We start from the raw sequence: 21,756 nt of genomic DNA, 5'->3' as shown, positions 1-21,756 counted from the left end.
AACTCCCCTCCTTAAATACAACCTTTAGTTCTGAACAGGTTGAAGTACATCTTTCTTCTCTGTTTTTTGTGCACTTTTCTTTTTATTCTCTTCAAATGCAGCCATTATAGCGTCTTTCTCTTGTAATCCAGACTTTTTAAACTGTTCAATTGATTCTAACATCACTTTAAATTCGTTCGGAATTACTTTTACGAATTTCGGTACCATGTCACTCCAGTTATCTAACACTTCTTGACCGCGTGTGCTGCCTGTATAATTCACGTGCTTTTGAATCATTTCTTTCACACGATTAATCTCTTCAAAATTATCAAGTGCATCTAATGAAACAAGCTCTTGGTTGCAGCGCTGTTTAAACTCTTCGAAATCGTCAGCAAGTACATATGCAATACCGCCTGACATACCTGAAGCAAAGTTTTTCCCTACTTCACCTAAGATAACCGCACGGCCGCCTGTCATATATTCACAGCCATGGTCACCAACACCTTCAACAACTGCATGAACACCGCTGTTTCTTACACAGAAACGCTCACCCGCAATACCACGAACATACGCTTCACCAGAAGTTGCCCCAAAGAATGCTACGTTACCGATAATAATATTGTCTTCTGCTTTAAATGTTGACTTTTCAGAAGGACGAACGATAATTTTACCGCCTGATAAACCTTTACCGATATAGTCATTGCTGTCGCCTTCCAGTGTCATTGTAACACCTTTTGGAACGAAGGCACCAAAACTTTGTCCAGCAGAACCTTTAAAGTTAAGACGAATTGTATCTTCAGGTAAACCATGTTCACCATATTTAGTCGTAATTTCACTTCCTAAAATTGTTCCAGCAACACGGTCAATGTTCGTAATTGTGAAATCTGCTTCAACAGGCTGCCCTGTTTCTAAAGCAGACTTAACTGCCGGTAAGATTTCACGCATATCAAGTGATTTTTCAAGACCATGATTTTGCGCACGAACGTTGTAACGCTCAAAGCCTTCATTTACTTTAGGTTGGTATAACAATGTTGTTAAATCAAGTGATTTTGCTTTCCAGTGTGATTTTACGCGTTCTTTTACTGTTAAAACATCTGTGCGTCCAATCATTTCATCAATTGTTCTAAAGCCAAGCTGTGCCATTAATTCACGCACTTCTTGTGCAATAAACTTCATATAGTTTACAACATGATCGGCTGTACCCGTAAACTTTTTACGAAGTTCCGGATCTTGTGTTGCTACACCTACTGGACATGTATCCATATGACATACGCGCATCATAATACAGCCAAGAATAACAAGCGGTGCAGTCGCAAATCCATACTCTTCAGCACCTAGTAATGCTGCAACAACTACGTCACGACCAGTCATCATTTTACCGTCAGTTTCTAATACAACACGATCACGTAAATCATTTAAAATAAGTGTTTGATGCGCTTCTGCTAAACCTAACTCCCACGGTAAACCAGCGTGTTTAATACTTGTACGCGGTGATGCACCTGTTCCACCTTCATAGCCGCTAATTAAGATCACGTCTGCAAGGCCTTTCGCAACACCGGCTGCGATTGTACCAACACCAGCTTTCGCAACAAGCTTAACGTTAATACGTGCTTTCGGATTGGCGTTCTTTAAGTCATGAATTAGCTGTGCTAAATCTTCAATTGAATAAATATCATGGTGCGGCGGTGGTGAAATTAAGCCTACACCTGGGGTTGAGCCACGAACTTCAGCAACCCATGGATATACTTTCTTTGATGGTAATTGACCACCTTCACCTGGTTTTGCACCTTGTGCCATTTTAATTTGAATTTCATCGGCATTTACTAAATAGTTGCTCGTTACACCAAAACGACCTGACGCAACCTGCTTGATCGCACTGCGGCGTAAATCTCCGTTTTCATCTGGCGTAAAGCGGTCATAATCTTCTCCACCTTCACCGCTGTTACTTTTACCACCAATACGGTTCATCGCAATCGCTAACGCTTCGTGCGCTTCTTTACTTAAGGCACCATAAGACATTGCACCTGTTTTAAAGCGGCACATAATCGATTCAATTGACTCAACTTCGTCAAGAGGAATTGAATTATCAGTCTTAAAGTCAAATGCTCCGCGTAAAAACGCCACTTGCTCTTCGTCTGCCATTTTTGTGTATTCTTTAAATAATTCATAGTTTCCAGTACGAGTTGAATGCTGAAGCGTATGAATTGTTTTTGGATTAAACGCATGGTATTCGCCATCATGACGCCACTGCAGTTCACTTCCCGCATCTAACACTTTATCGTTATATTCATGATTGTTAAATGCTTGTTCATGACGAAGAAGCGCCTCTTTGGCAATAATCGCTAAATCAATACCGTCAATTTGAGATGCTGTTCGCGTAAAGTAACGGTTAATCACCTCAGATGAAACACCAATTGCTTCAAAGATTTGAGCACCACGGTAACTTTGAACCGTTGAAATCCCCATTTTACCCATTACTTTAACGATACCACTTGTTGCTGCTTTAATATATTTTTCAAGGGCAGCTTCATAGGAGATATCTTTTAGGATATCTTCTTTAATCATTTCTTTAATTGATGCCATTGCCACGTACGGGTTGATTAAATCAGCACCATAACCAACGAGCATTGCTAGATGATGAACATCACGTGGTTCACCAGATTCAACGATCAAACTTACTTTTGTACGTGTACCTGCATTTACAAGGTGGTGATGAAGTCCGCTGACAGCAAGTAATGCTGGAATTGGTGCATTCACATCATTCATCGCGCGATCAGATAACACAAGTAATGTATTTCCTTTTTCAATCGCTGCATCAGCTGCTGCGAAAAGTTCATTAAGCGCAGTCTCTAAACCTTCTTCACCTTTAACCGCATTAAAGAGAATTGGTAGTGTAGTAGATTTAAACTCTGCTTCTTTTAGCGCACGTAACGAAGCTAATGCTGCATCAGTAATAATTGGTGTTTCTAATCGGATTCTTCTACAGCTTTCTGGTGTTGGATCAAGAAGATTTCCTTCTGCACCAATTGTTGTCATTGTTGATGTAACTGACTCTTCACGAATCGCATCAATTGGTGGGTTTGTTACTTGCGCGAATAATTGTTTGAAATAGTTATATAATAACTGCGGGCGATCAGATAATACAGCAAGCGGTGTATCTGCTCCCATCGCACCGATCGGATCTTTACCTTCTGAAACCATTGGTGCAATATTTTTAGATAGTTCTTCATATGTGTAGCCAAATGCTTTATGACGCGTTAACAGCTCATCACTGCTGTATTCAATCTCAGCATTTGCTTTTGGTAGTTCATTAACGTGAAGAAGGTTGTTATCTAACCACTCACGGTAAGGCTGCTCGCTCGTAATCGTATGTTTAAGCTCTTCATCTGCAATGATGCGGCCTTCTTCTAAATCAATAAGAAGCATTTTCCCTGGACTTAAGCGCTCCTTACGTACAACTCTTTCTGGCTCAACATCAATAACACCAACTTCAGATGAGAAAATAATTGTATCATCAGTCGTTACATAATAACGAGCCGGACGAAGACCATTACGGTCAAGAATCGCTCCGATTTGACGGCCATCTGTAAATGAAATCGCCGTTGGGCCATCCCATGGCTCCATTAAATTGCTGTGGTACTCATAGAATGCTTTTTTCGGATCTGTCATGTTTTCATCTTTATCCCAAGGCTCAGGAATCATCATCATTGCCGCATGCGGTAATGAGCGACCTGCTAGTGATAAAAATTCAAGTGCATTATCAAGCATAGATGAGTCACTGCCATCCGTGTCAATAATCGGGAAGATTTTCTCCATATCTTCACCAAATACATCTGATTTTGCAACTTGTTCACGAGCATACATCCAGTTTACATTACCTGTTAATGTGTTAATTTCCCCATTATGAATTAAATAACGGTTCGGGTGCGCACGTTTCCAGCTTGGGAATGTATTTGTACTAAAACGAGAGTGTACAAGCGAGAACGCAGATTCAAAACCTTCATCTTGAAGGTCCATATAGAATGTATCAAGCTGTTCAGGAGTTAACATCCCTTTATAAACGATTGTACGGCTTGAAAGACTTGCAACATAGAAGTCTGCTTCATGCTTGTTTAATTCTACAACTGCTTTTTCAACTCGTTTACGAATCACATATAATTTTCTTTCAAACGCGAGCTGATCGTTTAATTCTTCAGCTGCACCAATAAAGACTTGACGTACGAAAGGCTGTGATGCTTTCGCGCCTTTTCCAAGTGTTACATTATTTACTGGAACAGTTCTCCAGCCAAGAAATTGTTGACCTTCTTCTTCAATAATTGTTTCAAATTTCTTTTCATAAGCCATGCGTTTTTCCCCATCCATTGGGAAGAACACCATACCTACACCATATTTATCTCTTTCTGGTAGGTTAATGTTTACTTTCTCGCATTCTTTCACAAAGAAATCGTGTGGAATTTGAAGCATAATACCAGCACCATCACCAGTTGCTGGATCACTTCCTTGTCCACCGCGGTGCTCAAGCTTAGTAAGCATATTTACACCTTGTGTTACGATATCGTGGGCTGGCTTTCCTTTTAAATTTGCAATAAGCCCGATTCCGCATGCATCATGTTCAAAATTTGGGTCATAAAGACCTTGTTTGTTTGGTAATCCTGTTTTTTGGAATTCTGTTTGTTTCATGGACTCCACCCCTCCTCTGGGATTTCCCTCTTGCTTTATATTAAGTCAAAAAAAATTTCGACTTATTTATGTTTTATAATAGCGAAATAATAATAATAATTTTCTGTATCTTTAATTCTATATTTATTAATTGATACTTTCAATATATAATTTAGATATAATTGATCTCAAATTGAGATGAATTCGTTTTTTGGAGGGATATTATGGAATTAAGACAGATTAAATATTTTATTGAAGTGGCTACAAGAGAGCATGTAACCGAAGCTGCCGATGCACTTCATGTAGCGCAATCAGCTGTCAGCAGACAAATCGCAAACCTAGAGGACGAATTAGGCGTAGAGTTATTTATGAGAGAAGGACGAAACGTAAAATTAACGACTGTCGGAAGAATTTTTCTTGAACATGTAGAAATTGGATTAAATGAAATCGAACGAGCAAAACAAAAAGTAGATGAATTTCTCGATCCTGAATCTGGAACAATCAGAATTGGTTTTCCAAATAGTTTAGCATCCAATACATTACCTACTGTTATTTCTGCATTTCGTGAACAGCACCCTAAAATCGGCTTTCAATTGAGGCAGGCTACTGTAAAACAGCTTATAAAAGCTGTTATCAAAGGAGACATTGATTTATCCTTTATTGCCCCAGTTCCAACTCATAAGGAAGTAAAAGGAAATATTTTCTTTACGGAGCGATTAATGGCTTTATTACCAATGGATCATCATCTTGCTGAATTACCCAGCATTCGTTTAGAACAATTACGTAATGATCCATTTGTTTTGTTTCGCGAAGATTTAGCCTTACGTGAAATTGTCGTAAATGCCTGCAAACAAGTTGGCTTCAGGCCTCATGTTGCTTTTGAAGGTGAAGATACTGAATCTATTAAAGGCTTAATATCAGCAGGACTTGGCGTTAGCCTGCTTCCAGAGGTTACTTTAATTGATAACGTCCCACGAGAAACGGTAAAAATACCAATTAGTGAACCAAATGTAACCCGCACAGTCGGAGTGATAACCCCTAAAAACCGTGACTTAGCTCCATCAGAAAAATTATTTTTTGAGTTTCTAAAAGACTTTTATGATGTGCTTAATCGCTTTGGTCGCTAACTGCTCACATGATGGAAGAGGATGACGCATGAGGGATAAACCTTATCCTTTGGAGTCATCCTCTTCTTATTATTTATTTTCCGCTTCTTTTTCCAGTTCCATTAATTTTTGCACTAATATATGCTGAGGCATGTGCATTAATTGTTCAAGCGGTACGTTAAGCTTTTCTGCAAGCTTAACGGCGGTTTCCGGAGAAAGCTGCAATGGTTTCATACGATCCTCTCCTTCACTTTTTCTTCTATCTTAACAGAAATGTTTATCCCCTGGTATTGTTTTTAACACTTCTTCTGCTGCAGGACAGAAACGTTTTTAATTTCTTGAACGTCTTTTTACTTTTATATTTTTATAAAACATCGTGAAAACGTTTTTTCCTTCATTAATATAGATGTATTTTTTACGTCTTTTTCACTTATACTTTACATTTTAGTGAGCGATAAAGAAAAAGCAAGCAAGGTATTAGGATCCTTACTTACTTTTAATAGCTAATTCAAGTTTTTCTCATATACAAGAAATTTATAATGATAGGGATTTTTTTCGCTTTTGATTCCTTGTTCTTCTGAAACAAGCATCCATTCATTTAAATCAAATAGAGGAAAAAAAGCATCTCCATCAAAATCCTGTTTAATGTGTGTGACGTAAAGGCGATCAGCAAATGGCAAAAACACTTCGTAAATTTGTGCGCCGCCGATTACAAACACTTCATCTTCTTTTGTATGTGTTAACGCTTCTTTAACTGAATGAACAACGATGCATCCTTCCGCTTTATAAGCTTTATTATTTGTAATAATAATATTTTTGCGGTTTGGAAGCGGTCTACCAATTGATTCATGCGTTTTTCTGCCCATTAAAACGGTATGACCTGACGTTACTTTTTTAAAATAAGCAAGATCTGCCGGCAGATGCCACGGCATGTCATTATCTTTACCGATTGTTTGATTTTGCCCCATTGCCCAAATTAATGAAATCATACAGATACTTCTCCTTTAATATGAGGATGTGCGTCATAACCGACAAGCTCAAAATCTTCAAATTTAAAATCAAAGATATTTTTTACTTTCGGGTTAATTTTCATCTCCGGAAGCGGCTTTGGTTCGCGTGTTAACTGTAATTTCACCTGTTCAATATGATTTAAGTAAATATGTGTGTCACCAAATGTGTGAATAAACTCACCCGGCTCCAAGTCACACACCTGCGCAACCATCATTGTAAGCAGTGCGTAGGAGGCGATATTGAATGGCACTCCTAAAAAAACATCGGCCGATCTCTGATAAAGCTGACATGATAATTTTCCTTCCGCTACATAAAACTGAAACATCGTATGACACGGCGGCAGCGCCATATTATCTACATCGGCAACATTCCAAGCACTAACAATCAGCCTTCTTGAATCAGGATTTGTTTTAATTTGCTCGATCAGCTTTGAAATTTGATCAATCGACTCTCCATTTGGTGTTGGCCATGAACGCCATTGATAGCCGTAAACCGGACCTAAATTGCCGTTTTCATCTGCCCACTCGTCCCAAATTCTTACGTTGTTATCTTTTAAATACTTAATGTTTGTATCCCCTTGTAAAAACCATAACAATTCATGAATTATGGAACGTAAATGAAGCTTTTTCGTTGTTAAAACCGGAAAGCCTTTTTGTAAATTAAAGCGCATTTGATAACCAAAAACACTAATGGTGCCTGTGCCTGTCCGATCTTCTTTTTTTACTCCGTTTTCTAAAATATGCTCACATAAATCGAGATATTGTTTCATGAGTAACCATCCTCTCAATTAAAATCAACCTTACTATTTTAACATACATTTTTATTTTCAGGAGAGATTATAAAATGGAGGTGAACAATGATGGCTAAAACTAAAACAAATCCACAAAAAATTAATGATGCGGGTAGACGCCCACAATCAAGTGTTAATCCGTTAGGAAACTCACCTGATACTGAATTTGCGGGAGAAGTGTACAGCCAAGACGCTGCGCGTGCAAAAAAATCAAACACGAAAAGGTAATGTCCCTTATTACTGTTTAAGTCAGCTTACTCATAAGCTGACTTTATTCATTAACGATAATGACTTCTGCTTTCCGCTTATATTCAATAAGATCTTCATGCGGTTCAGTCGTAATGATTACTGCTTGATTAAGATCGGCTACTTTTGCAAAAGAAACTTCACCAAACTTTGATTGATCAATAAGAACATATGCTTTTTTAGCAAGCGACATTGCTGTATTTTTTATAAGCGCTTCTTCTGGATCTGGCGTTGTATATCCGTATTCCGAATGAACACTGTTCATTCCCATAAACGCTTTATCGAATCGATAATTTTCCAATGTTTTAAGGGCACTGTGACCGATAAGTGCGCGTGTTTTTCCTTTAATGGATCCACCTATTAAATACGTTTCAATATTTTTTTCTAATAAAGGTTCAATTAATGTAAGACCGTTTGTTACTACCGTAATATCTCGTTGATTTAAAGATTCAATCATTTGCATTGTTGTTGTACCCGCATCTAAAAAAATCGAATCGCCGTCTCTTACCAGCTTTGCAGCATATTTTGCAATAAGTTGTTTTTCATTTAAATGTTTTGTTGATTTTTCACTTATACTCGGCTCAATGCGATTTTTTTGAAGCAGTGAAGCCCCTCCATGAACCCGTTTTAATAGTCGTTGACTTTCTAACTGAACTAAATCTCTGCGAATTGTTGATTCAGAAGATGAGGTTGCTTCAACTAAATCATGCAGTTTTACAATTTGTTTTTCTTCAAGGATTTCTAAAATAATTCGGTGTCTTTCTGGTGTTAACATCTCTTCTTCATCTCCTGTACCATTCTTTAACATTATTATAACGTCACAAATAAAAGATCACCAATAAAATTATTGATAAAAAAAGGTTAACTCCATAGAGTCAACCTTTTTATGCATGGCTATTCCAGCAGCCCATCTTGTTCATATAAAAAAGCATAGGAAATATCAATAAATAAGTATAAGCCATTGTCCATCGGGAACGAGTAGGTGCGAATAATTTCATCTGTCTCAATATCACTGTAAAGGTCTGATAAAATTCCCTTTTTCTCATAGTTCATTCGAGCAATGTTCTCTAAAAAGTAAGGGCGCCAGCTCCAGTTTTTATTTTTATAATTTGGCTGCAGCGCCCATGTTTGATCACTCTGTTTCACCACATTGGCCGACTCTTGAAAACCATCTTCATTACATATATACAGCCTAAATGACAAATCAGATAATTCTTCGGCAATATGAACCAATGTTTGATCAAGCTCTGTAATATGTTTGACTTTTTTCAACGTTGTTACTAAGCGGGTGTTTAAATTCTCTGATAATTTATACTGGGCTTCAATTTTCGTTTTTTCATGAAGAATAAACTGATGAAATTCTGCTCCTAGTGTTTGTTTACAAAAATCAATATCCACAAAATTTTCTTTTGGTCGTGCAAGATAATAGCCTTGATAATAGCGCCCGCCATTTCTCCACGCATAATTTAAATGAAGAATATCTTCTACACCTTCGTAAAGTAAGCTTGCGCCAATTTTTCTAGCAAGCATCGCCAATGAATATAAAATATCACGATGCGACTCAGATGGGTTGTTTAAAACCTCGAGATCTACTTTTAAAATATCCGGCTTCAGCAAACCAATTCGATCTAAATTACTTGCTCCTTTGCCGATGTCATCAACCGCGACCTTTATACCGAGTGCTTTAAAATAATTAATAAGATGACATAACTGATGAATATCCCCGCTGTAATCATGTTCAGTAATTTCTACGACAATACGACTAAAATCTAAACCATGATCTTTATAACGATTTAACTGAGTTAAAAATGCCTCGCCGCGATCGAGCATTAATAAGTTTACATTAAAATTTAAAAAGAGAAGCAGATGATCTTTTGCATCTTTTAATATATACTGAATTGCTTTTTCTCGTATATAATCATCAACTTCTAAGCGATATTCATCAGGAACCGTTTCATCATGAAAGAAAAAACCTAAACTTTCTACACCTTTCTTCGTTTCAATTCTCCCTAACACTTCATATCCAATGACCGCTTGTTCTTCAGCACTAATAATTGGTTGAAAATATGGCTTTGTTTGTTCAATATTTGAAATGATGTCCAATGCATCCATTTACACGCACCCCACAGAAAATGATTCCGAAAATAATGATTATTATACCATGAAGAAGCAAATATGTTTATAGTAGCATTAAAAATTTTTCCAATTGTTTCTTATCTCATAAGAGAGGAGCTTTACTATGAAACATATCGTAAAGCGGGGCGAAACACTTTATTCAATTGCCGTAGATTATCGAAAGAATATGCAGGAAATCATTAAAGCAAACCATATTCAAGATCCTAATATAATTGTTGTTGGTCAAATGCTCATCATCCCTGGCTACCCTTCTCCTGATACGATTTCTTATTCAATTGACATCTCAACTTCACAGCGTATTTTAACATTAAAAAATAATGGAAAAGTTATAAAAACGTATCCAATTGCTGTTGGAAGAGTACTTCATCAAACCCCAGTTGGACAATTTATTATTATAAATAAAGCGCCAAATCCAGGTGGTCCATTTGGAACGATGTGGATGAGTTTATCAAAGCAGCATTACGGCATTCATGGTACAAATGATCCTGCTTCTATTGGAAAAGCGGTTTCACGAGGCTGTATAAGAATGTATAATCGCGATGTTGAGGAGATGGCAAGCATTGTTCCAATCGGCACAGGGGTTTATATCCACTTCTAGTAAATAAGCGCACATAATTTAGTTTAAAAGCGGCAAAATATGTAGGGATCATACATAGTAAAGGAGTTGACAAAATGGGCCGTCAAAAGAAAGGAAATGCCAATGCACAGCGCAATAACAATGCAAAAGAAATGCAAAAGCGTTCGCAGGATACTGAATTTGCTTCCTATGCAGAAGTAGAAGCAAAAAAAATGAAAAGTCATGAATAAACAATAAAGCAGCGGAAAGCTCCGCTGCTTTATTGTTTAAAATATTCGTTTTTTAATTCTTCTAATTGCTTTAATGACATAGCAGACCATTGATCATTTTTAGCACGCAGTTCGTTTTGTTGTAATGTTATAGATTGCTGTAGAGATGCTTTATATTCTGGAATTTCTTCCTCGTTATACGGTTTAATTGCCGAAAAAGGAATGGCTGCTTTCTCATTAAATGCGAGCGCTTTTCGCTGATGAAAAAAGACGTTTTCCGTTTGAAATGGATTATGCAAATCTCCTTGTGTCGGGTGCTTTAATACAGCTAACACTTTTACAATTCCTTTTCCATGCCGTTCCCGTATTTCAATTAACTCACCGACATACTTTCCTGTTTTGTATAAGACTGTTACAATCGTTCCAGCTTGCAGTTGGCTGTTCATTGCACTCAACACCTTTTCTTTAAACTTCCTGCTTCATATTTTCTTTTCGATATAAATTTTCAGGGTGTTCTTTACACTTTGCAGAACAAGAACGGTGATTACGTTCTTCACATTCTTTACAGCTAATGTGAAGATAATCGCATTCCGGATTCGCGCAGTTTACATAACGATATTCTGGTTTGCCGCAGTAATGACAGTTCGTTAAAATAGTTGCACCACTAGTACGGTTAATATCGACTGCTAAGCGGTCATCAAATACAAAGCACTTCCCATCCCAAAATTCACCTTGTGCTTCTGAATCTTTCCCATAAGAAACGATACCACCATGAAGTTGATTCACATCTTTATAGCCTTGGTTCACCATATAACCCGTAAACTTCTCACAGCGAATGCCGCCTGTACAGTATGTTAAAATTTTCTTATCTTTTTTATCACCTAAGTTTTCTTCAATCCATTCCGGCAGTTCACGGAAGGATTTAATGTCAGGACGAATCGCGCCGCGGAAGTGACCTAGTTCATACTCATAATCATTGCGAGTATCAAGAATAATAATATCCTCATCTTCCATCGCTTGTTTTAATAATTCATTCCACTCTTTCGCTGATAAATGCTTACCGCCAACTTCATTTGGGTTATGATCGTCTTCTAATTTAAGTGTTACAAGTTCTGAGCGCGGACGCACATGCATTTTTTTAAACGTGTGACCTTCTGCTTCATCTATTTTAAACCATATATCGTGAAAGCGGACGTCTTCGTGCATATGTTTCATATACGCCTCTGTTTGCTCAATTGTCCCTGATACTGTACCATTAATACCTTCTTCAGCGACTAAAATACGACCTTTTAAACCAAGCTCCTTACAAAACTTCAAATGCTTCTTTGCAAAATATTCATGATCTTCAATTTGAACATATTTATAAAAAAGCAGTACACGATATTGTTTGTTATTCGTCATTCTTATTCATCCTATCTGCACATTATTATGCCATGTTAGTGATTATTAAAATTAATGATCATTTGTATGCTGACGATAATTTTTTCTTAGCTCTCGTTCTAAAAGTTTCTCTTTTAACACAGGATAGCAATATTCAAAACTTGCTTGAAAACAAATGTCTTGTTGTTCTAGATTACGTTCATAAGCTGCATGCAAAAGATGATACAGTTCATTAGCTTCTGTTTCATCCAACTCATAATCGCCTTCAATTTTCAGCATCATTGTTTCATATCTTGCTTTTAATAGATCATTAAATTCCTTCAAGGAGCGATGCATGTCTGAGCTGTATTCATCTGCTAATAAAATTAATTGATGATGAAGCTCCATTAAAACAAAATCTTTACTCTTCATATGTTTTCACTCCAATCTTCAATGATTGATAAAGCAATAAACACAGCTATTTGCTCATATTGTACCATGAAAACAAAATAATAAGAGTGAATAAGGTTCCATTTAATATGCACTAAAAAGAGGGCCGCGGCATTCGACCCTCTTTTTATTTAAGCTTCCTGTGCTGCACTTTCAGTTTGAAGCTTACTAATTCTTTCTGCTGTTTCTTCAGGTGTTAACCCGTGTTCCTCTACATAACGATTACGAGGGTGAACGCGGCATTCATGTGAACATGAACGCAAATATTTGTGTTCATTTTCTTCTGAACTTAAAATTTGTTTGTTACATTCAGGGTTTGCACAATTAACGTAACGCTCACAAGGCTCTCCTGTAAAGTAGTCTTTTCCAACGACAACATGGTCCTTACGGTTAATTGGCACAGCAATACGACCGTCAAACACGTAACACTGTCCATCCCAAAGTTCACCTTGTACTTCCGGATCTTTTCCGTAAGAGACGATACCGCCGTGAAGCTGGTTTACGTCTTTAAACCCTTTTTTCATCATATAACCAGTAAACTTCTCACAGCGAATACCGCCTGTACAGTATGTTAAAATTTTCTTATCTTTTTTATCAGCAAGATTTTCTTCAATCCACTCAGGTAAATCGCGGAATGATTTAATATCCGGGCGAATTGCGCCGCGGAAATGACCTACTTCATACTCATAGTCATTTCGCGTATCAAGAATAATAATATCGTCATCTTCCATTGCTTGCTTTAATAATTCATTCCATTCTCTTGGGGACAAATGTTTGCCGCCAATTTCATTTGGATCATGATCGTCTTCTAAACGAAGTGTTACTAATTCAGGACGTGCCCGTACATGCATTTTCTTAAACGCATGTCCTTCTGCTTCATCTATTTTAAACCATGTATCTTTAAAACGAGGATCTTCATGCATATGCTGCATGTAAGCATCTGTTTGTTCAATTGTACCTGAAACCGTTCCATTAATTCCTTCTTCAGCGACTAAAATGCGTCCTTTTAAGCCAAGTTCTTTACAAAAACTTAAATGATCTGCAGCAAACTGCTCAGGATTTTCAATTTTTACATATTGATAATATAAAAGTACTCTGTAATTCGTTTCATTACTCATGTGTATCCTCCACCTATCTGCAAAATAGTTAAGGAATTTTCTAATGTTCTTCCTCAATATAGTGAAAATATACTTAACGACAAATTATTATAACAGAAAATGTTTATTTTTAAAAGAGAATCTGAAGTTTTTTAAAAAATATTAGCTTCTGCAATGCGCTGGACAGCTTTTTTTAAAGTTTCAACAGGCTGAACTAAGGCAATTCGCACATAGCCTTCTCCATGCTCCCCAAAAGCGTTTCCCGGTACAACAACAACACCAGCACGATCAATTAACTCGTAAGCAAACTCTGTTGAACGATAGCCTGTCGGAACAGCTGCCCAAACAAACATCGTTGCACCAGGTTTTTTCACTTTCCAGCCAATCGATCTAAGACCATCAACAAGTACATCTCTTCTTTCCTGATAAAGTGCAGCATTTTCCTTTAAAAAGTCTTCACCATATAATAATGCGTGTGCGGCAGCATGCTGAACCGGCTCAAACACCCCGTAATCTAAATTAGACTTTAATTTAGCAAGCGCTGCTAACACTTCAGCATTGCCAACACCATATCCGATCCGGCAACCTGCCATATTATAGCTCTTTGACAATGAATGAAATTCTACTCCAATGTCTTTCGCTCCTTCAATTTCAAGAAAGCTAATTGGCTTTTTGCCATCAAATACGAGGTCTGAATAGGCAAAATCATGAAGAACAACAATATGATGCTTTTTTGCAAAAGCAACAACTTCTTCAAAGAAAGCTCGATCTGCAAGGGCCGGCACTGGATTACCTGGAAAATTCAAAATCATTAGTTTTGCTTTTTCCGCCACTGCATTTGGAATTTCTTTTAAATTTGGCAGGAAACCTTCTTCTTCTTTTAACGGCATTGGATAAATATTGGCGCCTGCCATATAAACTCCTGCTTGATAAGCAGTATAACCCGGGTCTGGTACTAAAATAACATCATCATAATTACATAATGCCATCGGTAAATGAACAAGACCGTCTTGTGAACCCATTAATAAAAGGATTTCCTCGTTTGTATGTAAAGGAACATGAAACTTTTTTTGATAATAAGCTTGAACCGCTTCATGGAAATCTTTAATTCCTGATAACGTATAACCATACTGCGCAGTATTCTGAATCATTTCTACTAATTTTTCCATTATAAAGAATGGTGGTGCTTGGTCAGGACTGCCGATGCTTAAATCAATCATTTCTATACCTTGATTTTTTTTTTGATTCTTATATGTTGATAACTCCGTAAATACACTTGTTTGAAAACGATTTAAAAGCAAGGATGTTTGAATAGTCATAAGAAGCTCCTTTCAAGAAAAAACAGTTATTATTTCAACTCCAATAGTACCATATCAAGAGAAGAGTTATTACTTTTTTACACATAGTTAATCAGGGATTGAACATACTATAAAAGTAATTTTTTGAAGGGAGTTCAAAAACAAACATGAACGTAAACCGAGCTGAACAAATCCTTAATGCTGGAGAAGAAATTGTTGTCCATTATAACGGGGTACCTGTCTGGATTCAAACGATAGATAAAGATGCAAAAACAGCTAGAATATATACGAGAGACAAACCAGATGACGAACATGTTATTCCTTTAGATAAGTTAGTGGAACAATAATTTAAAATTGATTTTTAAAAAGCAAAGCCATTTAACATGACTTTGCTTTTATCACTTATAATTCTTGTTCTAAAAAAACTGGAGTTGTTGAAAAGCAATGATCTAAATATACTAATAAAGATTCTTGTGTTTTTTTCACTTTAAAAAATTGCGGCTCGTGCATATATGACTGTACAAATTTTTCAATTTTTTTTGATAATAAATCATCATCTGTACGGCTCATTAAATTTAAAAGCTCATAACAATCTAAGCGGTGTAAATAATACAGTGTTTTATCGTAATCTGTAATGTCCACTCCCATTCCCCCTTTGGAGGAGTGTAACAATAGTATTTGACAAATCATCATCCTTAGCCTTATAAATTTTTTTCATTATATCGATATTTATCCAATTTTACTTTTAATATAGTACGTGAAATTTTGTTAACTTTTATTTATTAATTGCTGCTATCATAGAAGAAAAATCAGATTCCGGCTACAATAGCAGCAACTCGTATAGGCTTCAATCCTTTTGTTTAAAGCTCGATTACACCAAAGTGAAATTTAGACGTGGGACGAATATGCACATCAAAACCAAACTGCTTAAAACGAGTACTTTTCCAGTGGTCTTTTAAAACAATACGTTTCTTGGCAGCTCGTTTTGCCTCATGTAATGTTTGTTCGGTAAGCTCAGAATAAATGGCGTAATGTCTAAGTCCTTTAATACCATCTGAAGACGATACAGCTTCTTCAAACATTGGATCAAAATAAACGATATCCACGCTATTTTCCTCAAGTTTCGCTAAATAATTTTCAAGTTGTACATGTTTTACTTCAATCGCCCGCATCGCTTTATTAATTTCATCGCTTCCGCTATCCCAGCTTTGCAAACCGTTTTTAACAAGATAAGCTAAATAACAATTCCCTTCAAGACTGATCACTCTACCCTTTTTTCCAACAACATAGCTTGCAGTAATACTATCCGAGCCAAGTCCCAGTGTACAATCTAATATGGTCATGCCGTGTTTTAAACCTGCAGATTGAATAAAAGGATCATGTTCCCCTTTCATCAGCCTCTTTATTCGGAACATTGCTGAATTGGGATGAAAAAAAATTGGCTCACTGCTGTTAAGTGGATAAATGACATATCGATCTTTACCGACCACGAAAACATCCTCTTTATATTGCTGCTGCATGCGATTGATCGACGCATCATGCCGATCTCGATATAATATTTCTAACTCATCAGCTACTCGTTTCGCCCTAGTAATAAGCTGTTCAGTTGTTCTTCCAGCAGTTGTTACAAGCATATCCAAAACTCTTTTCTACTGTTTATTATTCATCATCTGTTACATAAATTAATGTTACACCTAATGACTGGAGAAGGTCTAAAACTGCTTTATTCAACTCATCTCCGTAAACAAGACCGACAGATTCCACTAATTCTAACTCCTCTAGATATCCTTCTTCTGCATCTTCAATTAATTCAATAATATCTTTTAACTTTCTTTCTTCAAGTGCGGCTATAACTTGTTCTTTATTCATACGAACGCTCCCATTCCTCATTAAAATTAATTAAACTGCTCTTTCATTACTGTCACCCAATTATTGCGATGGATTACCTCGGCAGACGTGCGGCTTGTATGTTTTTGCGCTTCATTACTAGGCTTTCCCTTTATTTCATGAAGCTCGTCTGCTGGATAATTTACCTGACCTCTACCAATAATTTTACCTTTTTCATTTAACACATTCACTACATCAGAAGCTTTAAAACTTCCTTTTACGCTTACAATTCCTGCCGGCAGTAGACTTTTTCCGCGCTTTAATAATGCTTCTTCTGCTCCTTCATCAACCATTATTTCCCCTGCCACTTCTGAATGAACGGCAATCCACTGTTTTGTATTTTTCATGCTTTGCGCATTCGAAAATCCAATATAAGTACCGTCCCCTTTTCCTTCCAAAATATCAAGAAGTTTATCCTCGCCTTGACCTGTTCCAATAAAGCTATTGATACCAAGAGATAACGCGGTTTGAGCAGCTTCAACTTTTGATTTCATACCGCCGGTACCAAATTTTGAACCTTCCGCACCTGTACTTTTTAAAATACCTTCTGAAATCTCCGGCAGGTAATGATATTTTTTGGCATCAGGCGAGGTTTTTGGATTTTTATCAAATAATCCATTAATATCCGTTAAAATAATTAATAAATCAGCGTTAACAATTCCGCTTACAAGCGCAGACAGCATGTCGTTGTCCCCGAACGTTAATTCTTCCACTGCAACGGAATCATTTTCATTTACAATTGGCAGAACACCGCGCTGCAGCAGTTCAGAAAAGGTTTGAAAAATATTTTTATATTGATCTTTATTTAAAAAATTATTTCTTGTTAACAGCAGCTGGGCGGTTACAATGCTGTACCTCTTAAATAATTCACCATACGCCTGCATTAGTAAGCCTTGTCCAACCGCAGCCGCTGATTGTTTTCCGGCAATTGTCACAGGTCTTGTTGGATATCCTAAATCCGTAAATCCAGCTGCAACCGCACCTGATGAAATCAATACAACTTCATGTCCAAGTGATTTAAGCTTTGCAATCGCACTTGAATGTTCGCGCATTTTTTCATCTGAAAGCCCTCCATTTGCATTTGTTAGTGAGCTGCTTCCTATTTTTACAACAATCCGCTGTTTTTTCATCACTCTTCATCCTTTACCATTGGGATTCACTAATCGCCATGATCAATTTATCAATCATTCTTATCGATGGCTTCCTATTTATTCACATAAAAATGGCTTGCTTTGAAATAAAAAACCCTTCCAATCCTTCATAAAAAGGACGGAAGGGTTACTCCGCGGTACCACCTTTACTTGACTGTTCATAAAAACAGCCCTCTTTGCACCGATAACGCCGGTAAACGGTTGAGGTTTACAGCCTCAACAGCTCAAGAGCAGGTTCGATCTTACATAATGATGGAGCCTTTCAGCCTGGTGAGCTCCACTCTCTTTCATTATCATTCATAGATCTACTAGTCCCTTTCATTGCAATCGTTACATTAATTTTTTATATTATCTTACAGAGACATTTATGCTGTCAATAGCTGCTTTCCATTCTTTTTCGAAAAAACCATCATCTAAAAGAGTTTTACTATATAAAATTGTGTTTTTTTGATATAGTTTAAGAGAAATAGAATTATTTATAAGGAGGAGTATGAATGAATTATTATGCCGTTTTTCTTTCAATGCGCGATGAAGAATTAAGTCAAAAATACCGCCCGGAACATTTAGCTTACTTAGAAAAACTAACAGAAGAAGGAAAAGTCTTTACATATGGACGCTTTGCAGATGGTGCAGGCGGACTCATTATTTACCAAGCTGATTCATTAGAAGAGGCAACAGCTTATGCCAAAGAAGATCCATACGTACAATTAAAAGCACGAGATTTCGAAATCCATGAATGGGTATTTAATAAAGAAGCATTATATAAAGCAATTAAATAAAGAGAGGGTGACCCCCTCTCTTTATTTAGATTTTTTTCGTTTCAGTTTTGAAGTACATTGAGTTTTAAAATCAAAATCAATCACCTGCTTATAGGAAGGCGGCGGCAGCTCAGCATGTAGTGTGCGGTGATACGGAAAATCAATAGGCTTTTCATTTCCCCGTTTCTGATTTTCTAGTACGTTTATAGCAGCGCGGGCAACCTCTCTTCCAAGTCTTAATCCCTCAGAATTATCGATTGGAAAATGAACACCTCCAAATAAACGTGCATCTGTACACTCCTCTGCCAATTCTCTTAACCGTTTCGCTTCACCAGGAAAAAAGTAACTAAGCACCTCGGCAGTACAGCCGGAAACAGCGGCATGACCAGATGGATAAGTTGGATGTCTTGGTGTACAAACAACTGTGGCTAAAGAAGGATCAAGCTGATTTGGCGCGCGACATTTAAGTTATATTTCAATAACCATGTGACAACAAATGCATCGTTTATTGCTGAATGAACAGCAGCTAATATGCGTCCTGCTCTCGCTGCTGTCATCGGCTGTTCATCACCGCTGTACGTATCGATTAAACGATCCATAATAGGCGTCCATTGTTTTGTAGCAACCCCTGTTCCCCAATATTTTGCGATGTTGATTTCTTTATCATTTTTCTTTTTAAGTGCCGCTTTTACATATTCAAGCTCTTTTTCCCAGCTTATTTTATTAGGATGACGAATTAATTGAATCGGACACCCATCAGCATCTGTTATCATTCCTTTTTCATTCCGCTTTAAAAAACATAACGGCCACCGCCCTGCGTATCGTTCTTCAGGATTTTCTGGCGGCGTTTTTTCACCTGCATACGGCAGAGTTGACCATAATTTATAGTTTCGTTTCATCGATTTCACTCACTTTTCTTATCATATAATTATTTTATATGAAAAACTTCTTTAAGAGTGAATAAACTTCCTTATAAATAAGAAAGAGGCGAACAAATTTTGTTCACCTCTTATCTGTTATTCTGTTAAATCTGTAACGGCTCCTTTTGAAGCAGAAGAAGCAAGCTTTGCATATTTACCGAGAATACCCTTCGTTACTTTTAGCGGCGGCTGTACCCATTCTTTTTTGCGTCTCTCATATTCTTCTTCTGTAATTTTAAATGATAATTCTTGTTTTATACTGTCAATTGTTACAGCATCACCATCTTGTAAAAACGCAATTGGACCGCCAACTTGTGCTTCAGGAGCAATATGCCCAACAACTAATCCATGGCTTCCTCCTGAGAAGCGGCCGTCTGTTAATAAACCAACTTCTTCTCCTAATCCTTTTCCGATTAGTATTGCTGTAATTGAAAGCATTTCAGCCATACCAGGACCGCCTTTTGGTCCAACATAGCGGATAACAAGAACGTCACCAGGTTGAATCTCATCATTTAATAGCGCATTTGTCGCTTCCTCTTCTGAATCAAACACACGCGCTGGTCCTGTATGTGTTTTCACTTTTAAACCAGACATCTTCGCAACCGCACCCTCTGGCGCTAAATTCCCTTTTAATATAACGAGTGGACCTTCTTCTTTTAAAGGCTTATCAAGAGGTTTAATTACATCTTGATCTTTTGCTAACCCAGGCATTTCTTCTAAGTTTTCGGCAAGCGTTTTACCTGTTACAGTGAGACAGTCGCCGTGCAGTAAGCCTGCTTTAAGAAGCTCCTTCATGACCGCAGGCACACCGCCAACATCGTGTAAATCTTTCATTACATATTTGCCGCTCGGCTTAAGGTCGGCAATGTGCGGTACTTTTTTGCGAATGCGATCAAAATCGTCTAAACTTAATTCTACCTCTACAGCATTTGCAATCGCTAATAAGTGAAGAACAGCATTAGTGGAACCGCCAAGTGCCATCACAACTGTAATTGCATTTTCGAACGCTTTTTTCGTCATAATATCTTTTGGATAAATGTCTTGACGCAGTAAATTCAAAACCGCATCACCTGCTTTAAAGCAATCTTCTTCTTTATAAGAGCTTTCTGCAGGATTTGAAGAACTTCCAGGTAAGCTCATGCCCATCGCTTCAATCGCAGATGCCATTGTGTTAGCTGTATACATGCCGCCGCAGGATCCGGCTCCGGGACATGCGTGACATTCAATTTCATGAAGCTCTTCTTTATCAATTAACCCTTTATTATACTGTCCAACACCTTCAAACGCAGAGACAATATCAATATCTTTCCCATGTAATTTTCCCGGATTAATCGTCCCTCCGTAAACAAACACCGCCGGCACTTCTGCACGTCCGATTGCAATCATACATCCGGGCATATTTTTATCACAGCCGCCAATTGCTACAAATCCATCTAAATTTTCGCCGCCTACTACGGTTTCAATCGAATCAGCAATAACTTCCCGACTTGGCAGAGAGTAGCGCATACCAGGTGTTCCCATCGAAATGCCGTCAGAAACCGTAATCGTATTAAAAATCATCGGAGCGCCGCCGCCTTCTTTCGCTCCAGTTTTCGCTGCAATTGCCAGCTTATCAATATGTATGTTACACGGTGTTACTTCACTCCACGTGCTCGCAACTCCAATCATTGGCTTTTTAAAATCCTCATCGGCAAATCCAACAGCACGCAGCATCGCCCGATTTGCCGTTCGATTCGTTCCCTCGCTAATTACCTTACTTCGGATTCTTAAATCTTGTGATTCTGATGTATTGTTTGACATTTTCCATCTTCCCTTCCGAAGTTTTATTTTATTAACTTCTTGAATGATTTATCATACACCTTACGATACTTTATCACATATTTCAACCTATTCAGAAAAATTTCATTAAAAATATCTGAATAACCCTCCTTTTCACACGATCTGTATGTAAAGTATTTGCACAGCTAAACAAAAAAAGAACAGCTCTCCTCATGCTGTCCTTTTTTTAAAAAACTATTCATTTTTTGGAGGCTTTGGTCCCCAATATTGATAAAGATCTGTTTTAATATCACCGTTATACAATTTACGCTTTTTCGTTGCTACCAAGGGGAATTTTAATACTA

At 37.4% G+C, this 21,756-nt stretch carries 23 protein-coding genes, 1 pseudogene and 1 other annotated feature; of the genes and pseudogenes, 6 read left to right on the top strand and 18 right to left on the bottom strand.

Annotated features, from left to right (window positions below; all coding sequences use genetic code 11):
* Positions 1-24: 24 nt before the first annotated feature.
* Positions 25-4,659, bottom strand: coding sequence for a glutamate synthase large subunit (gltB, locus tag DS031_RS11300; protein ID WP_113806188.1), 4,635 nt, complete (start codon positions 4,657-4,659; stop codon positions 25-27).
* Positions 4,660-4,862: 203 nt separating this feature from the next.
* On the opposite strand from gltB, the gene gltC reads away from it, so the two are divergent.
* Positions 4,863-5,765 carry a glutamate biosynthesis transcriptional regulator GltC gene (gene gltC, locus DS031_RS11295; protein ID WP_113806187.1) on the top strand — a complete coding sequence of 301 codons (903 nt, stop codon included), beginning with the start codon at positions 4,863-4,865 and terminating at the stop codon, positions 5,763-5,765.
* Positions 5,766-5,834: 69 nt separating this feature from the next.
* Here gltC and DS031_RS11290 read toward each other — a convergent pair whose 3' ends face one another.
* The 3 genes from DS031_RS11290 to DS031_RS11280 all read right to left on the bottom strand — a co-directional run bounded on the left by DS031_RS11290 (position 5,835) and on the right by DS031_RS11280 (position 7,524).
* Positions 5,835-5,978 (bottom strand): YycC family protein, encoded by a 144-nt coding sequence (locus tag DS031_RS11290; protein ID WP_113806186.1) that lies wholly within the window; start codon positions 5,976-5,978, stop codon positions 5,835-5,837.
* Positions 5,979-6,247: 269 nt separating this feature from the next.
* Entirely contained in the window at positions 6,248-6,733 is a 486-nt protein-coding gene (locus DS031_RS11285) for a dihydrofolate reductase (RefSeq protein ID WP_113806185.1), read from the bottom strand.
* On the bottom strand, positions 6,730-7,524 hold the full coding sequence (locus tag DS031_RS11280) for a thymidylate synthase (protein ID WP_113806184.1): 795 nt from the start codon (positions 7,522-7,524) through the stop codon (positions 6,730-6,732). The genes DS031_RS11285 and DS031_RS11280 overlap by 4 nt, the downstream gene beginning before the upstream one ends.
* A gap of 90 nt (positions 7,525-7,614) precedes the next feature.
* Between DS031_RS11280 and DS031_RS23665 the strand changes: the two genes are divergently transcribed.
* Positions 7,615-7,773 carry a hypothetical protein gene (locus DS031_RS23665; RefSeq protein ID WP_181833125.1) on the top strand — a complete coding sequence of 53 codons (159 nt, stop codon included), beginning with the start codon at positions 7,615-7,617 and terminating at the stop codon, positions 7,771-7,773.
* A 43-nt stretch (positions 7,774-7,816) separates the two neighbouring features.
* Here DS031_RS23665 and DS031_RS11275 read toward each other — a convergent pair whose 3' ends face one another.
* Both DS031_RS11275 and DS031_RS11270 read right to left on the bottom strand, forming a co-directional pair.
* Positions 7,817-8,566: a DeoR/GlpR family DNA-binding transcription regulator gene (locus tag DS031_RS11275; protein WP_113806243.1), complete on the bottom strand. Its 750-nt coding sequence runs from the start codon at positions 8,564-8,566 to the stop codon at positions 7,817-7,819.
* 119 nt (positions 8,567-8,685) lie between these two features.
* A complete protein-coding gene (locus tag DS031_RS11270) occupies positions 8,686-9,903 on the bottom strand; it encodes an EAL domain-containing protein (protein ID WP_113806183.1) in 1,218 nt (405 codons plus the stop codon).
* Between the two features lie 127 nt (positions 9,904-10,030).
* Here DS031_RS11270 and DS031_RS11265 point away from each other — a divergent pair, with 127 nt between their 5' ends.
* The gene (locus tag DS031_RS11265) at positions 10,031-10,525 is read left to right on the top strand and encodes a L,D-transpeptidase family protein (RefSeq protein ID WP_113806182.1); all 495 of its coding nucleotides are present in this window, start codon (positions 10,031-10,033) and stop codon (positions 10,523-10,525) included.
* A 74-nt stretch (positions 10,526-10,599) separates the two neighbouring features.
* On the top strand, positions 10,600-10,734 hold the full coding sequence (locus DS031_RS24445; RefSeq protein ID WP_281269116.1) for a hypothetical protein: 135 nt from the start codon (positions 10,600-10,602) through the stop codon (positions 10,732-10,734).
* 29 nt (positions 10,735-10,763) lie between these two features.
* Here DS031_RS24445 and kapB read toward each other — a convergent pair whose 3' ends face one another.
* The 5 genes from kapB to DS031_RS11240 all read right to left on the bottom strand — a co-directional run bounded on the left by kapB (position 10,764) and on the right by DS031_RS11240 (position 14,938).
* Entirely contained in the window at positions 10,764-11,159 is a 396-nt protein-coding gene (gene kapB, locus DS031_RS11260; protein ID WP_113806181.1) for a kinase-associated lipoprotein KapB, read from the bottom strand.
* Positions 11,160-11,178: 19 nt separating this feature from the next.
* On the bottom strand, positions 11,179-12,114 hold the full coding sequence (gene trhO / locus DS031_RS11255; protein WP_113806180.1) for an oxygen-dependent tRNA uridine(34) hydroxylase TrhO: 936 nt from the start codon (positions 12,112-12,114) through the stop codon (positions 11,179-11,181).
* A gap of 51 nt (positions 12,115-12,165) precedes the next feature.
* A complete protein-coding gene (locus DS031_RS11250; RefSeq protein WP_113806179.1) occupies positions 12,166-12,504 on the bottom strand; it encodes a hypothetical protein in 339 nt (112 codons plus the stop codon).
* A gap of 149 nt (positions 12,505-12,653) precedes the next feature.
* Entirely contained in the window at positions 12,654-13,640 is a 987-nt protein-coding gene (gene trhO, locus DS031_RS11245; RefSeq protein WP_113806178.1) for an oxygen-dependent tRNA uridine(34) hydroxylase TrhO, read from the bottom strand.
* Positions 13,641-13,771: 131 nt separating this feature from the next.
* Positions 13,772-14,938 (bottom strand): LL-diaminopimelate aminotransferase, encoded by a 1,167-nt coding sequence (locus tag DS031_RS11240; RefSeq protein ID WP_113806177.1) that lies wholly within the window; start codon positions 14,936-14,938, stop codon positions 13,772-13,774.
* Positions 14,939-15,084: 146 nt separating this feature from the next.
* Here DS031_RS11240 and DS031_RS11235 point away from each other — a divergent pair, with 146 nt between their 5' ends.
* A complete protein-coding gene (locus DS031_RS11235; RefSeq protein WP_113806176.1) occupies positions 15,085-15,264 on the top strand; it encodes an H-type small acid-soluble spore protein in 180 nt (59 codons plus the stop codon).
* Between the two features lie 55 nt (positions 15,265-15,319).
* Here DS031_RS11235 and DS031_RS11230 read toward each other — a convergent pair whose 3' ends face one another.
* The 4 genes from DS031_RS11230 to proB form a co-directional block, all read right to left on the bottom strand.
* Positions 15,320-15,559: a YhdB family protein gene (locus DS031_RS11230; RefSeq protein ID WP_113806175.1), complete on the bottom strand. Its 240-nt coding sequence runs from the start codon at positions 15,557-15,559 to the stop codon at positions 15,320-15,322.
* Positions 15,560-15,777: 218 nt separating this feature from the next.
* Positions 15,778-16,551, bottom strand: coding sequence for a class I SAM-dependent methyltransferase (locus DS031_RS11225; protein ID WP_113806174.1), 774 nt, complete (start codon positions 16,549-16,551; stop codon positions 15,778-15,780).
* 25 nt (positions 16,552-16,576) lie between these two features.
* On the bottom strand, positions 16,577-16,786 hold the full coding sequence (locus DS031_RS11220; protein ID WP_113806173.1) for a hypothetical protein: 210 nt from the start codon (positions 16,784-16,786) through the stop codon (positions 16,577-16,579).
* 26 nt (positions 16,787-16,812) lie between these two features.
* The gene (gene proB / locus DS031_RS11215) at positions 16,813-17,934 is read right to left on the bottom strand and encodes a glutamate 5-kinase (protein ID WP_113806172.1); all 1,122 of its coding nucleotides are present in this window, start codon (positions 17,932-17,934) and stop codon (positions 16,813-16,815) included.
* A 132-nt stretch (positions 17,935-18,066) separates the two neighbouring features.
* Positions 18,067-18,286: a binding site (T-box leader), on the bottom strand.
* Between the two features lie 163 nt (positions 18,287-18,449).
* Between proB and DS031_RS11210 the strand changes: the two genes are divergently transcribed.
* Entirely contained in the window at positions 18,450-18,734 is a 285-nt protein-coding gene (locus tag DS031_RS11210; RefSeq protein WP_113806171.1) for a YciI family protein, read from the top strand.
* 21 nt (positions 18,735-18,755) lie between these two features.
* On the opposite strand, the pseudogene DS031_RS23960 reads toward DS031_RS11210, so the two are convergent.
* The 3 genes and pseudogenes from DS031_RS23960 to ilvD all read right to left on the bottom strand — a co-directional run.
* Positions 18,756-19,076, bottom strand: a pseudogene (locus tag DS031_RS23960) (vanadium-dependent haloperoxidase); the annotation flags it as partial.
* A gap of 65 nt (positions 19,077-19,141) precedes the next feature.
* Complete coding sequence (locus DS031_RS23955) at positions 19,142-19,612, bottom strand: hypothetical protein (RefSeq protein ID WP_220182084.1); 471 nt, start codon at positions 19,610-19,612, stop codon at positions 19,142-19,144.
* A 117-nt stretch (positions 19,613-19,729) separates the two neighbouring features.
* Positions 19,730-21,433: a dihydroxy-acid dehydratase gene (gene ilvD / locus DS031_RS11200; RefSeq protein WP_113806170.1), complete on the bottom strand. Its 1,704-nt coding sequence runs from the start codon at positions 21,431-21,433 to the stop codon at positions 19,730-19,732.
* Positions 21,434-21,756 lie beyond the last annotated feature (323 nt).

The organism is Bacillus taeanensis, from assembly GCF_003318295.1.
In the GTDB taxonomy this organism is placed as follows: Bacteria; Bacillota; Bacilli; order Bacillales; family UBA6769; genus Maribacillus; species Maribacillus taeanensis.
Note: the sequence above shows the minus strand (reverse complement) of the source record. Positions and strands in the feature narration are given on the sequence as shown.

What these genes read in the sequence shown, in the direction of transcription:
- kapB (WP_113806181.1), bottom strand. Translation starts at nt 11,159, where the DNA reads ATGAACAGCCAACTGCAAGCTGGAACGATTGTAACAGTCTTATACAAA.
- DS031_RS11235 (WP_113806176.1), top strand. Translation starts at nt 15,085, where the DNA reads ATGAACGTAAACCGAGCTGAACAAATCCTTAATGCTGGAGAAGAAATT.
- DS031_RS11225 (WP_113806174.1), bottom strand. Translation starts at nt 16,551, where the DNA reads ATGCTTGTAACAACTGCTGGAAGAACAACTGAACAGCTTATTACTAGG.
- DS031_RS11280 (WP_113806184.1), bottom strand. Translation starts at nt 7,524, where the DNA reads ATGAAACAATATCTCGATTTATGTGAGCATATTTTAGAAAACGGAGTA.
- DS031_RS11265 (WP_113806182.1), top strand. Translation starts at nt 10,031, where the DNA reads ATGAAACATATCGTAAAGCGGGGCGAAACACTTTATTCAATTGCCGTA.
- DS031_RS11250 (WP_113806179.1), bottom strand. Translation starts at nt 12,504, where the DNA reads ATGAAGAGTAAAGATTTTGTTTTAATGGAGCTTCATCATCAATTAATT.
- DS031_RS24445 (WP_281269116.1), top strand. Translation starts at nt 10,600, where the DNA reads ATGGGCCGTCAAAAGAAAGGAAATGCCAATGCACAGCGCAATAACAAT.
- DS031_RS23665 (WP_181833125.1), top strand. Translation starts at nt 7,615, where the DNA reads ATGGCTAAAACTAAAACAAATCCACAAAAAATTAATGATGCGGGTAGA.
- gltC (WP_113806187.1), top strand. Translation starts at nt 4,863, where the DNA reads ATGGAATTAAGACAGATTAAATATTTTATTGAAGTGGCTACAAGAGAG.
- DS031_RS11240 (WP_113806177.1), bottom strand. Translation starts at nt 14,938, where the DNA reads ATGACTATTCAAACATCCTTGCTTTTAAATCGTTTTCAAACAAGTGTA.
- gltB (WP_113806188.1), bottom strand. Translation starts at nt 4,659, where the DNA reads ATGAAACAAACAGAATTCCAAAAAACAGGATTACCAAACAAACAAGGT.
- ilvD (WP_113806170.1), bottom strand. Translation starts at nt 21,433, where the DNA reads ATGTCAAACAATACATCAGAATCACAAGATTTAAGAATCCGAAGTAAG.
- proB (WP_113806172.1), bottom strand. Translation starts at nt 17,934, where the DNA reads ATGAAAAAACAGCGGATTGTTGTAAAAATAGGAAGCAGCTCACTAACA.
- DS031_RS11210 (WP_113806171.1), top strand. Translation starts at nt 18,450, where the DNA reads ATGAATTATTATGCCGTTTTTCTTTCAATGCGCGATGAAGAATTAAGT.
- DS031_RS11220 (WP_113806173.1), bottom strand. Translation starts at nt 16,786, where the DNA reads ATGAATAAAGAACAAGTTATAGCCGCACTTGAAGAAAGAAAGTTAAAA.
- DS031_RS11285 (WP_113806185.1), bottom strand. Translation starts at nt 6,733, where the DNA reads ATGATTTCATTAATTTGGGCAATGGGGCAAAATCAAACAATCGGTAAA.
- DS031_RS11290 (WP_113806186.1), bottom strand. Translation starts at nt 5,978, where the DNA reads ATGAAACCATTGCAGCTTTCTCCGGAAACCGCCGTTAAGCTTGCAGAA.
- trhO (WP_113806178.1), bottom strand. Translation starts at nt 13,640, where the DNA reads ATGAGTAATGAAACGAATTACAGAGTACTTTTATATTATCAATATGTA.
- trhO (WP_113806180.1), bottom strand. Translation starts at nt 12,114, where the DNA reads ATGACGAATAACAAACAATATCGTGTACTGCTTTTTTATAAATATGTT.
- DS031_RS11275 (WP_113806243.1), bottom strand. Translation starts at nt 8,566, where the DNA reads ATGTTAACACCAGAAAGACACCGAATTATTTTAGAAATCCTTGAAGAA.
- DS031_RS23955 (WP_220182084.1), bottom strand. Translation starts at nt 19,612, where the DNA reads ATGAAACGAAACTATAAATTATGGTCAACTCTGCCGTATGCAGGTGAA.
- DS031_RS11270 (WP_113806183.1), bottom strand. Translation starts at nt 9,903, where the DNA reads ATGGATGCATTGGACATCATTTCAAATATTGAACAAACAAAGCCATAT.